The sequence below is a fragment of the Enterobacter sp. 22452 genome, assembly GCF_052045065.1.
Taxonomy (GTDB): domain Bacteria; phylum Pseudomonadota; class Gammaproteobacteria; order Enterobacterales; family Enterobacteriaceae; genus Enterobacter; species Enterobacter mori.
The window spans coordinates 19,686-31,125 of sequence record NZ_JBQEOB010000006.1 but is presented as its reverse complement, the minus strand read 5'-3'; the positions used below and the strand labels follow the sequence as shown (position 1 = coordinate 31,125).

The following is an 11,440-nucleotide window of genomic DNA, read 5'->3' as shown; positions in this document are numbered from 1 at the left end:
AAACCGTAGGGCGGGTAAGCGCAGCGCCACCCGCCATCTTCGTTAAATATATCCTGTTAGTACAGCGCTTTACCGCTGCTGTCTTTCACGTTGGTTTTCCATGCAGCACGAATCTGCTCAACCACGCTGTCTGGCAGGCTGGCGTAATCCAGGTCGTTAGCCTGTTTGCCACCATTTTTGTATGCCCAGTCGAAGAACTTCAGCACTTCAGTACCCTGCTCTGGTTTCTTCTGATCTTTGTGAATCAGAATGAACGTCGTAGAGGTGATTGGCCACGCGTCGTCGCCTTTCTGGTTAGTCAGGTCCTGCGCGAAGGATTTGCTCCAGTCAGCGCCTTTTGCGGCGTTAGCAAAGTTCTCTTCGGTCGGGCTAACCGGTTTACCGTCAGCTGAAACCAGTTTGGTGTAAGCCAGGTTGTTCTGCTTAGCGTAAGCGTATTCTACGTAACCGATGGAGCCTGGCAGACGCTGTACGAACGCGGCGATACCGTCGTTACCTTTACCGCCCAGACCGGTTGGCCAGTTAACGGTAGAGCCGGAGCCGACTTTAGATTTCCACTCTTCGTTCACTTTCGCCAGATAGCTGGTGAAGACGAAGGAGGTACCGGAACCGTCAGCACGACGAACCACAGCGATATTCTGCGAAGGCAGCTTAACGCCCGGGTTCAGTTTGGTGATGGCTTCGTCATCCCATTTTTTGATTTTACCCAGGTAGATGTCACCCAGGGTTTTGCCGTCCAGCACCAGCTCGCCTGACTTCAGGCCAGGGATGTTAACGGCCAGCACAACGCCGCCGATCACGGTCGGGAACTGGAACAGGCCTTCCTGATTCAGTTTTTCATCAGACAGAGGGGCATCTGACGCACCGAAATCTACGGTGTTAGCGGTAATTTGTTTTACGCCACCGGAGGAGCCGATACCCTGATAGTTAACCTTGTTACCGGTTTCTTTCTGGTAGGTATCTGCCCATTTGGCATACACCGGCGCAGGGAAGGTTGCACCAGCGCCAGTCAGGCTTGCTGCTGCGAATGCAGAGAAAGCGCTCATCGATAAGGTCGCGGCGACAACAGTTGCGACAGTGGTACGCATAACTTTCATAATGTCTCCTGCAAGGATTTCGTAAATCATTGTTTAAGTGGCTACGATGAGCAAAATAGGACAAACAGGTGACAGATAAATGTACGAATTATGACAGTTTTATGACAACGAAAATTTCACTTAAAATTACGTAAAAATTTATATGTATATCATGAACTTAAAGAGGAATGTGACAACCTATTTTCAGTAATATTTTCTTTATGTGACACTGAAAAAATAGCTGAAAATGACAGATTGTCATAAAAAAACTCCACCCGAAGGTGGAGTCTGAAGGGATTATTCTACGGTGACGGATTTCGCCAGGTTACGCGGCTGGTCAACGTCGGTGCCTTTGATCAGCGCCACGTGATAGGCCAGAAGCTGCAGCGGAACGGTGTAGAAGATCGGTGCAATCACCTCTTCAACGTGCGGCATCTCGATGATGTGCATGTTGTCACTGCTGGCGAAACCGGCATCTTTATCAGCGAAGACGTACAGGACACCGCCGCGGGCGCGCACTTCTTCGATGTTGGATTTCAGTTTTTCCAGCAGTTCGTTGTTAGGTGCCACAACGATGACCGGCATATCTGCATCGATCAGCGCCAGCGGGCCGTGTTTCAGCTCGCCCGCCGCATAGGCTTCAGCGTGGATGTAAGAGATCTCTTTCAGCTTCAGCGCGCCTTCCAGCGCAATCGGATACTGATCGCCACGACCCAGGAACAGGGCGTGATGTTTGTCAGAGAAATCTTCAGCCAGCGCTTCAATGCGTTTGTCCTGAGACAGCATCTGCTCAATACGGCTCGGCAGCGCCTGCAGGCCGTGAACGATGTCGTGCTCAACGGAAGCATCTTCGCCTTTCAGACGCGCCAGTTTCGCCACCAGCATCAGCAGAACGGTCAGCTGAGTGGTAAAGGCTTTCGTGGAGGCCACGCCGATTTCGGTACCCGCTTTGGTCATCAGCGCCAGATCGGACTCACGCACCAGCGATGAGCCTGGGACGTTACAGATGGCCAGCGAACCCAGGTAACCGAGCTCTTTAGACAGACGCAGCGCTGCCAGCGTGTCTGCCGTTTCGCCGGACTGGGAAAGGGTGATCATCAGGCTATTACGGCGCACCGCGGATTTGCGATAGCGGAATTCAGACGCGATTTCCACGTCGCACGGCACGCCCGCCAGGGATTCAAACCAGTAGCGAGAGACCATACCGGAGTTGTAGGAGGTGCCGCAGGCCACGATCTGAATATGCTCGACCTTGCCGAGCAGTTCGTTGGCGTTTGCGCCCAGCTCGCTCAGATCCACTTCACCGTGGCTAATGCGCCCGGTCAGGGTATTTTTGATGGCGTTTGGCTGCTCGTAGATCTCTTTCTGCATGTAGTGACGGTACGCGCCTTTGTCGCCCGCGTCGTACTGCAGGTTAGATTCGATCTCCTGGCGTTTTACCTGCTCGCCTTTGGTATCGAATACGGTCACGCTGCGACGGGTCACTTCAGCGATATCCCCCTCTTCGAGGAAGATAAAGCGACGGGTAACCGGCAGGAGCGCCAGCTGGTCAGAAGCGATGAAGTTTTCACCCATGCCCAGACCGATAACCATCGGGCTACCGGAACGCGCGGCCAGCAGTGTAGACGGGTCGCGGGAATCCATGATCACCGTACCGTAGGCACCGCGCAGCTGAGGAATGGTGCGCAGTACCGCTTCACGCAGCGTGCCGCCCTGCTCCAGCTCCCAGTGCACCAGGTGAGCAATCACTTCGGTGTCAGTTTCAGAGACGAAGGTGTAGCCGCGCGTTTTCAGTTCTTCGCGCAGCGGTTCGTGGTTTTCGATAATGCCGTTGTGCACGACCACGATGTGTTCAGACACATGCGGGTGCGCGTTACCTTCAGACGGTTCGCCGTGCGTCGCCCAGCGGGTATGCGCAATACCGGTACCACCGTGCAGCGGGTGTTCTTCCGCGGCCTGGGCCAGCATCTGCACTTTACCGAGACGGCGCAGACGGGTCATATGACCTTCTGCATCAACGACAGCCAGACCGGCAGAGTCGTAGCCACGGTATTCCAGACGACGTAAACCTTCGAGAAGGATTTCAGCAATATCACGCTGCGCAACTGCGCCAACAATTCCACACATAGTTTTAGATTCCGAATTTAGGCATGATGCCTGCGTTGTCGCTGACCTGTATTTACCCTTTCCGGGTGCCCCGAGCCTTGTAGAGAGTGGGGTTATTTTTATGGGTACTGCTTGTGGGGGGAGGATTATATTATCCCCTCACCCCGCCCCTCTCCCCAGAGGGGCGAGGGAGAAAAACACCGCACCGAACGATCCCCTCTCCCCTGTGGGGAGAAGGTGAGGGTGAGGGGGTAAATTTGTTACTTTTTCTTCACCGGGCGTTTCCAGCCCTGCTTGTTGACCTGCGGAACGCGGCTTAACACCAGCTCGTTCGCGGCCACATCGCGCGTAACGGTTGTTCCAGCAGCAATAGTCACGCCGTTACCCACGGTAACAGGCGCCACCAGCTGCGTATCGGAGCCAACGAACACGTCATCACCGATGATGGTTTTAAACTTGTTGGCACCGTCATAGTTGCAGGTAATGGTTCCCGCGCCGATGTTCACGTTGTCGCCAATTTCCGCATCGCCCAGATAGGTCAAATGACCGGCTTTCGAGCCTTTACCCAGACGCGCTTTTTTCATTTCCACGAAGTTGCCTACGTGAGCGCCTTCCAGCAGTTCGGCACCCGGGCGCAAGCGTGCAAACGGGCCGATAGTACAAGCCACATCCAGACGGGCATCTTCCACTACGCTGTACGGGCTAATTTCGCAGTCGTCACCGATAACGCTGTTTTTAATCACGCAGCCGGTGCCAATTTTGACGCGGTTGCCCAGCGTGACGTAGCCTTCAATGATAACGTTAGTATCAATCTCAACGTCACGCCCGTGCGACAGGGTACCGCGCAGATCGAAACGTGCCGGATCGCGAAGCATCACGCCCGCAAGAAGCAGCTTTTCGGCCTGCTCGGACTGATAAATACGCTCAAGACGGGAAAGCTGGAGACGGTTGTTCACGCCGTCCGTTTCGCTGATACGCGACGGATGAACGGCAGCAATTTCACGCCCTTCGTGATACGCCATCGCAATGATATCGGTGATGTAGTATTCACCCTGCGCATTATTGTTGTTGAGCTGAGACAGCCAGCGTTTCATATCCGCGCCGTTGGCAATCAGGATACCGGTGTTAATTTCCGGGATCTGGCGCTGTTCTTCGCTGGCATCTTTGTGTTCTACGATGCCGGTCACCTTGCCGTTTTCGCGGGTGATGCGGCCATAGCCGCTCGGGTCGTCCAGTACGACGGTGAGAAGGCCAATACCGCCCAGGGGTTTAGCTTCACGCAGGCGGGTCAGGGTTTCAACGGAGATCAGCGGGACATCGCCGTACAGCATCAGAATGTCTTCGTCATCGGCAAAGAACGGGGCCGCCTGCTGCATCGCATGGCCAGTTCCCAGCTGTTCAGCCTGAAGCACCCAGTTGAGCTTGTCGTCACACAGCGTCTTTTTCAGTAAATCGCCGCCGTGGCCGTAGACCAGGTTTACCTGACGAGCGCCCAATTCATTTGCTGCATCAATGACATGCTGCACCATTGGCTTTCCTGCCAACGTGTGAAGCACTTTAGGCAGATCGGAATACATGCGGGTACCTTTGCCAGCGGCAAGGATCACCACGCTCATCGCACTGTTTGACATACGCATCCTGACGGTAGTTTGAGTGAGAAGTAAAAACGTTTGATGCTTAAAATTCTACATCTTTTTCATCATGAATTAAGGCAAAAAAAAAGCCAGCCTGGTATCCAGACTGGCTTTTGAGCTTTTCAAGCCGGTGTTACATCGCTTTTTTGGTCAACTCGATAACGCGCAGTTTCGCGATCGCTTTGGCCAGCTCCGCAGACGCCTGAGCGTAATCCACGTCACCATGAGAGCTGCTAATGTGCTCTTCAGCCTTACGCTTCGATTCCAGGGCTCGCGCTTCGTCGAGATCCTGGCCACGAATAGCAGTATCGGCCAGAACGGTCACACTGCCAGGCTGCACTTCAAGAATGCCGCCGGACAGATAGATAAACTCTTCATGACCGAACTGTTTAACGATGCGGATCATACCAGGCTTAATGGCGGTGAGCAGCGGTGCGTGACCCGGGAAAATACCCAGTTCACCTTCACTACCCGTTACCTGGATTTTCTCGACCAGACCAGAGAACATTTGTTGCTCTGCGCTGACGACGTCCAGGTGGTAAGTCATTGCCATATCACCCTCCGATTAAGGCGTTAAAGTTTTTTGGCTTTTTCCACGGCTTCTTCGATGGAACCAACCATGTAGAACGCCTGCTCTGGCAGGTGATCGTATTCGCCTTCCATGATGCCTTTAAAGCCACGGATGGTGTCTTTCAGGGAAACGTATTTACCCGGAGAACCGGTGAATACTTCCGCAACGAAGAACGGCTGGGACAGGAAGCGCTGGATCTTACGCGCACGTGCTACCACCAGTTTGTCTTCTTCAGACAGTTCATCCATACCCAGGATGGCGATGATGTCTTTCAGTTCCTGGTAACGCTGCAGCAGGGACTGTACGCCACGCGCGGTGTCGTAGTGTTCCTGACCAACAACCAGTGGATCCAGCTGACGGCTGGTGGAGTCCAGCGGGTCAACGGCTGGGTAGATACCCAGAGACGCGATCTGACGGCTCAGTACCACGGTTGCATCTAAGTGCGCAAAGGTGGTTGCTGGAGATGGGTCAGTCAAGTCATCCGCAGGTACGTATACCGCCTGAACGGAGGTGATAGAACCGGTTTTGGTAGAGGTGATACGTTCCTGAAGAACACCCATCTCTTCCGCCAGCGTTGGCTGATAACCTACCGCTGAAGGCATACGACCCAGCAGTGCAGATACTTCAGTACCGGCCAGGGTGTAACGGTAGATGTTATCAACGAACAGCAGAACGTCACGGCCTTCGTCACGGAACTTCTCAGCCATAGTCAGGCCGGTCAGCGCAACGCGCAGACGGTTTCCTGGTGGCTCGTTCATCTGGCCGTAAACCAGGGAAACTTTGTCCAGAACGTTGGAGTCGGTCATTTCGTGGTAGAAGTCGTTACCCTCACGAGTACGCTCACCCACGCCCGCAAACACAGAGTAACCGGAGTGCTCGATCGCGATGTTACGGATCAGCTCCATCATGTTTACAGTTTTACCTACACCCGCACCACCGAACAGACCGACTTTACCGCCCTTCGCGAACGGACACATCAGGTCGATAACTTTGATACCGGTTTCCAGCAGTTCCTGAGAGCTTGACAGCTCTTCGTAGGAAGGTGCTGCGCGGTGGATAGCCCAACGCTCTTCTTCACCGATGTCGCCTTTCATGTCGATTGGTTGACCCAATACGTTCATGATACGACCCAGTGTTGCTTTACCTACCGGGACTTCGATCGGGTGCTCAAGGTCTTTGACTTCCAGACCACGACGCAGACCGTCGGAAGAACCCATTGCGATGGTACGCACGATACCACCACCGAGCTGCTGCTGAACTTCCAGCACCAGGCTCTCGTTACCATTCTGTACCTCAAGAGCATCGTACACGCGCGGTACGGCATCCTGAGGGAACTCGACGTCAACCACGGCGCCGATTACCTGGACAATTTTTCCAGTAGCCATCTTGAATCCTCTACGAATTAACCTGGTTATACCGCGGATGCACCACCGACGATCTCGGTGAGTTCCTGAGTAATGCTGGCCTGACGAGCTTTGTTGTATACCAACTGCAGCTCTTTAATCAGGCTGCCGCCATTGTCGGTCGCGGCTTTCATCGCCACCATACGTGCGGCCTGCTCGCTGGCCAGGTTTTCTACAACACCCTGATAAACCTGTGATTCAACGTAACGACGCAGCAGGGTATCCAGCAGCGGTTTCGGATCAGGTTCATACAGGTAATCCCAGGCTTTTTGCTTCAGCTCGTCATCTTCTGATGCCGGTAAAGGCAACATTTGAGTGAGCGTTGGAACCTGAGACATCGTGTTAATAAATTTGTTGCTGACAACATACAGTCTGTCCAGACGACCTTCATCATAGGCCTGCAACATCACTTTAACCGGACCGATCAGTTCGGACAGGGACGGGTTATCACCCATACCGGTCACCTGAGCGACAATGTTGCCACCCACGGAGTTAAAGAAAGAAACGCCCTTAGAGCCGATCATTGCGATATCGCACTGAACGCCTTTCTCGGACCATGCTTTCATATCCGCCAGCAGTTTTTTGAACAGGTTAATGTTCAAGCCGCCGCACAGACCACGGTCGGTCGACACCACCAGGTAGCCCACGCGCTTAACGTCGCGTTCTTCCAGGTAAGGGTGCTTATATTCCAGATTACCGTTCGCAAGGTGACCAATCACTTTGCGCATGGTATCTGCATAAGGACGGCTGGCCGCCATGCGATCCTGCGATTTACGCATTTTGGAAGCGGCGACCATCTCCATCGCTTTAGTGATCTTTTGCGTGTTCTGGACGCTTGCGATCTTACTACGTATCTCTTTTGCGCCGGCCATGAGCTTCTCCTCAATGCCAGGCGGCTTGTCGTGAGACAAGCCGCCGGACGATTACCAGGACTGGGTTGCTTTGAAGGAATCGAGGATAGCTTTCAGCTTGCCTTCGATTTCGTCGTTATAGCCACCGGTCTGGTTGATCTCTTGCATCAGCGGAGCGTGATCACGGTCGACGTAAGCCAGCAGAGCGGCTTCGAAGCTACCGATTTTCGCCAGTTCCACATCTTCGAGGTAACCGCGTTCAGCCGCGAACAGCACCAGGCCCTGCTGAGCAACAGACATTGGCGCGTACTGTTTCTGCTTCAGCAGCTCGGTCACTTTCTGACCGTGGCTCAGCTGTTTACGGGTTGCTTCGTCCAGATCGGATGCGAACTGAGAGAACGCAGCCAGTTCACGATACTGTGCCAGCGCGGTACGGATACCACCGGACAGTTTCTTGATGATCTTGGTCTGAGCAGCACCACCAACACGGGATACGGAGATACCCGGGTTAACCGCCGGACGAATACCGGAGTTAAACAGGTTGGTTTCCAGGAAGATCTGACCATCGGTAATGGAGATTACGTTGGTCGGAACGAACGCAGAAACGTCACCCGCCTGGGTTTCAATGATTGGCAGAGCAGTCAGAGAACCGGTTTTGCCCTTCACTTCACCTTTGGTGAAGTTCTCGACGTATTCCGCGTTAACGCGGGATGCACGCTCCAGCAGACGAGAGTGGAGGTAGAATACGTCGCCCGGGAATGCTTCACGTCCAGGTGGACGACGGAGCAGCAGGGAAACCTGACGATAAGCAACAGCCTGTTTAGACAGGTCATCGTATACGATCAGCGCATCTTCACCGCGGTCACGGAAGTATTCGCCCATTGCGCAACCGGCGTATGGCGCCAGGTATTGCAGTGCAGCAGATTCAGAAGCGGTCGCCACAACAACGATGGTGTTAGCCAGCGCGCCGTGCTCTTCCAGTTTACGAACCACGTTGGAAATGGTGGACGCTTTCTGGCCGATAGCCACGTACACACATTTGATGCCGGAGTCACGCTGGTTGATGATGGCGTCGATTGCCATCGCGGTTTTACCGGTCTGACGGTCACCGATGATCAGTTCACGCTGACCACGACCGATTGGGATCATGGCATCAACGGACTTATAACCAGTCTGCACTGGCTGATCAACGGACTGACGGTCGATAACGCCCGGTGCGATAACTTCGATTGGGGAGAAGCCATCGTGCTCAACCGGACCTTTACCGTCGATTGGCGCACCCAGGGTGTTAACGACGCGACCCAGCAGGCCACGGCCAACCGGCACTTCCAGAATACGGCCAGTACACTTAACCTTCATGCCTTCGGCGAGGTCAGCGTATGGACCCATCACAACTGCACCTACGGAGTCGCGCTCCAGGTTCAGTGCGATAGCGTAACGGTTACCCGGCAGGGAAATCATCTCACCCTGCATACAATCGGCCAGGCCGTGGATGCGGATAACACCGTCACTTACAGAAACAATAGTACCTTCGTTATGAGCTTCACTCACAACATTGAACTGAGCAATGCGCTGCTTGATCAGTTCGCTGATTTCGGTGGAATTCAGTTGCATGCTCCAGTCCCCTTAAGACTGCAAGACGTCTGCAAGGCGTTCAAGACGGCCGCGTACGCTGCCATCAATGACCATATCACCCGAGCGGATGATTACGCCTGCCATTACAGACTTATCGATTTTGCAATTCAGCTTAACTTTGCGTGACAGACGTTTTTCCATCGCGGCGGTGATTTTCGCAAGCTGTTCGGTACTGAGTTCAGTAGCAGAAGTCACTTCGACTTCGGCAGTCGCTTCACTCAGCGCACGTAAGTGCTCAAACTGCTCGAGAACATCCGGGAGCACACGGAGACGACCATTTTCAGCCATAACCTTAATCAGGTTCTGGCCATTGGCATCCAGTTGCTCTCCGCACACGGCGATAAACGACGCGGCGAGGGTATCAGGCGCTAATGCACCAGACAGCAACTCGGCCATTTGTTCGTTTTTCGTCACCTCAGCGGCAAACGCCAGCATATCCTGCCAGCGATCGACATTTTGGTGTTCGACAGCAAAGTCAAAAGCTGCTTTGGCGTAGGGGCGAGCTACCGTAACAAATTCAGACATCAGCCCCTCCCTCCTTACAGTTCAGCGACAAGTTTGTCCACGATGTCGCTGTTAGCAGCTTCATCCACGGAACGTTCGATGATCTTCTCGGCGCCAGCAACAGCCAGAATCGCAACCTGCTTACGCAGTTCTTCACGAGCACGTTTACGCTCAGCTTCAATTTCAGCCTGAGCCTGTGTCACGATCTTAGTACGTTCCTGTTCTGCTTCAGCTTTGGCTTCGTCCAGGATCTGAGAACGGCGTTTGTTAGCCTGTTCAATGATTACCTGAGCTTCAGCTTTCGCTTTTTTCAGCTGGTCTGTCGCGTTGGCCTGTGCAAGGTCCAAATCTTTCTTAGCGCGTTCTGCGGAAGCCAGACCGTCAGCAATTTCTTTCTGACGTTTTTCGATGGCAGCCATTAAAGGCGGCCATACATACTTCATGCAGAACCAGACAAAGAGAATAAACGCGATGGCCTGGCCGAGGATTGTTGCGTTCATGTTCACAGCACAATACCTCTTTAATTTCTGTGGCTTGGGGTTTTAAAACTACTACTACGCGACAGCAAACATCACGTACAGACCCAGACCTACAGCGATCATTGGGATTGCATCCACCAGACCCATAACGATAAAGAACTGAGTACGCAGCAGAGGAATCAGATCAGGTTGACGCGCTGCGCCTTCCAGGAATTTGCCCCCGAGGATGCCGATACCGATCGCAGCACCGATAGCCGCCAGACCCATCATCACAGCGGCAGCCATGTACAGCAGATCCATATTCAGGTTTTCCATGACAGTCTCCAGTTTGTTTCAATTAAAACGTAGTAGTGTTGGTAAAAAATCAGTGCTCTTCAGACGCCATCGACAGATAGACGATCGTCAGAACCATGAAGATAAAGGCTTGCAGCGTAATGATCAGGATGTGGAAAATGGCCCATGGCACATTCAGAATCCACTGTGACCACCACGGCAGAAGACCCGCGATCAGAATGAAAATCAGCTCACCCGCATACATGTTGCCGAACAGTCGCAGACCCAGTGAAACAGGTTTGGACAGCAGGCTAACGCCTTCCAGGATCAGGTTGACCGGAATAAACGCCCAGTGGTTGAACGGCTGCAAGGTAAGCTCTTTCACAAAGCCGCTTACGCCTTTCATTTTGATGCTGTAGAAAAGAATCAGGATAAACACGCCCAGTGCCATCGACAGGGTGATGTTCACGTCCGCAGACGGTACAACACGCAGCGCAGGCAGGCCGAAGATGTGCTCGCCGATGAACGGCAGCAGGTCAATTGGCAGCAGATCCATCAGGTTCATCAGGAAGACCCAAACGAACACGGTCAGGGCCAGCGGAGCAATCAGCTTGCTCTTGCCATGGTACATGTCTTTCACGCTGCCATGGACGAAGCCGATGATCATTTCGACGAAGGTCTGGAATTTCCCTGGTACACCGCTGGTCGCTCGTTTAGCAACACCGCGGAACATGGCCAGGAACAGAAGACCCAAAACCACCGAGAAGAACATGGAGTCGATGTTGATCGTCCAGAAGGTGGCCGGGGGGTTATGTGGATCCACCAGCGAGAATGTACGCAGGTCCAGCTGAAGGTTATTCAGATGGTGACCTATGTAATCCTGCGGCGTCATATTTTCTGAAGCCATG

The 11,440-nt window shown here is 53.5% G+C and carries 11 protein-coding genes; all 11 read right to left on the bottom strand.

The features are described from left to right. Positions 1 to 56: 56 nt before the first annotated feature. The 11 genes from pstS to atpB all read right to left on the bottom strand — a co-directional run bounded on the left by pstS (position 57) and on the right by atpB (position 11,439). Positions 57 to 1,097: a phosphate ABC transporter substrate-binding protein PstS gene (pstS, locus tag ACTJJA_RS17355; protein WP_010426579.1), complete on the bottom strand. Its 1,041-nt coding sequence runs from the start codon at positions 1,095 to 1,097 to the stop codon at positions 57 to 59. A gap of 276 nt (positions 1,098 to 1,373) precedes the next feature. After that, a complete protein-coding gene (gene glmS, locus ACTJJA_RS17350; RefSeq protein WP_440668792.1) occupies positions 1,374 to 3,203 on the bottom strand; it encodes a glutamine--fructose-6-phosphate transaminase (isomerizing) in 1,830 nt (609 codons plus the stop codon). 239 nt (positions 3,204 to 3,442) lie between these two features. After that, complete coding sequence (glmU, locus tag ACTJJA_RS17345) at positions 3,443 to 4,813, bottom strand: bifunctional UDP-N-acetylglucosamine diphosphorylase/glucosamine-1-phosphate N-acetyltransferase GlmU (protein WP_440668791.1); 1,371 nt, start codon at positions 4,811 to 4,813, stop codon at positions 3,443 to 3,445. A gap of 136 nt (positions 4,814 to 4,949) precedes the next feature. Continuing rightward, positions 4,950 to 5,369, bottom strand: a complete 420-nt coding sequence (locus ACTJJA_RS17340; protein ID WP_006177560.1) for a F0F1 ATP synthase subunit epsilon — start codon at positions 5,367 to 5,369, stop codon at positions 4,950 to 4,952. A gap of 20 nt (positions 5,370 to 5,389) precedes the next feature. Beyond that, positions 5,390 to 6,772 (bottom strand): F0F1 ATP synthase subunit beta, encoded by a 1,383-nt coding sequence (atpD, locus tag ACTJJA_RS17335; protein WP_003862362.1) that lies wholly within the window; start codon positions 6,770 to 6,772, stop codon positions 5,390 to 5,392. A 26-nt stretch (positions 6,773 to 6,798) separates the two neighbouring features. Further along, positions 6,799 to 7,662, bottom strand: coding sequence for a F0F1 ATP synthase subunit gamma (gene atpG, locus ACTJJA_RS17330; RefSeq protein WP_010426586.1), 864 nt, complete (start codon positions 7,660 to 7,662; stop codon positions 6,799 to 6,801). Positions 7,663 to 7,713: 51 nt separating this feature from the next. Then, on the bottom strand, positions 7,714 to 9,255 hold the full coding sequence (gene atpA / locus ACTJJA_RS17325; protein WP_028017764.1) for a F0F1 ATP synthase subunit alpha: 1,542 nt from the start codon (positions 9,253 to 9,255) through the stop codon (positions 7,714 to 7,716). Between the two features lie 12 nt (positions 9,256 to 9,267). Then, positions 9,268 to 9,801: a F0F1 ATP synthase subunit delta gene (atpH, locus tag ACTJJA_RS17320; protein ID WP_010426590.1), complete on the bottom strand. Its 534-nt coding sequence runs from the start codon at positions 9,799 to 9,801 to the stop codon at positions 9,268 to 9,270. Between the two features lie 14 nt (positions 9,802 to 9,815). Then, entirely contained in the window at positions 9,816 to 10,286 is a 471-nt protein-coding gene (gene atpF, locus ACTJJA_RS17315) for a F0F1 ATP synthase subunit B (protein ID WP_003862370.1), read from the bottom strand. A 48-nt stretch (positions 10,287 to 10,334) separates the two neighbouring features. After that, positions 10,335 to 10,574 (bottom strand): F0F1 ATP synthase subunit C, encoded by a 240-nt coding sequence (gene atpE, locus ACTJJA_RS17310; protein ID WP_000429386.1) that lies wholly within the window; start codon positions 10,572 to 10,574, stop codon positions 10,335 to 10,337. Positions 10,575 to 10,623: 49 nt separating this feature from the next. Then, a complete protein-coding gene (atpB, locus tag ACTJJA_RS17305; protein WP_100167517.1) occupies positions 10,624 to 11,439 on the bottom strand; it encodes a F0F1 ATP synthase subunit A in 816 nt (271 codons plus the stop codon). Position 11,440 lies beyond the last annotated feature (1 nt).

Coding starts and splice junctions, on each gene's coding strand:
- pstS (WP_010426579.1), bottom strand. CDS start 1,097: ATGAAAGTTATGCGTACCACTGTCGCAACTGTTGTCGCCGCGACCTTA.
- glmS (WP_440668792.1), bottom strand. CDS start 3,203: ATGTGTGGAATTGTTGGCGCAGTTGCGCAGCGTGATATTGCTGAAATC.
- glmU (WP_440668791.1), bottom strand. CDS start 4,813: ATGTCAAACAGTGCGATGAGCGTGGTGATCCTTGCCGCTGGCAAAGGT.
- ACTJJA_RS17340 (WP_006177560.1), bottom strand. CDS start 5,369: ATGGCAATGACTTACCACCTGGACGTCGTCAGCGCAGAGCAACAAATG.
- atpD (WP_003862362.1), bottom strand. CDS start 6,772: ATGGCTACTGGAAAAATTGTCCAGGTAATCGGCGCCGTGGTTGACGTC.
- atpG (WP_010426586.1), bottom strand. CDS start 7,662: ATGGCCGGCGCAAAAGAGATACGTAGTAAGATCGCAAGCGTCCAGAAC.
- atpA (WP_028017764.1), bottom strand. CDS start 9,255: ATGCAACTGAATTCCACCGAAATCAGCGAACTGATCAAGCAGCGCATT.
- atpH (WP_010426590.1), bottom strand. CDS start 9,801: ATGTCTGAATTTGTTACGGTAGCTCGCCCCTACGCCAAAGCAGCTTTT.
- atpE (WP_000429386.1), bottom strand. CDS start 10,574: ATGGAAAACCTGAATATGGATCTGCTGTACATGGCTGCCGCTGTGATG.
- atpB (WP_100167517.1), bottom strand. CDS start 11,439: ATGGCTTCAGAAAATATGACGCCGCAGGATTACATAGGTCACCATCTG.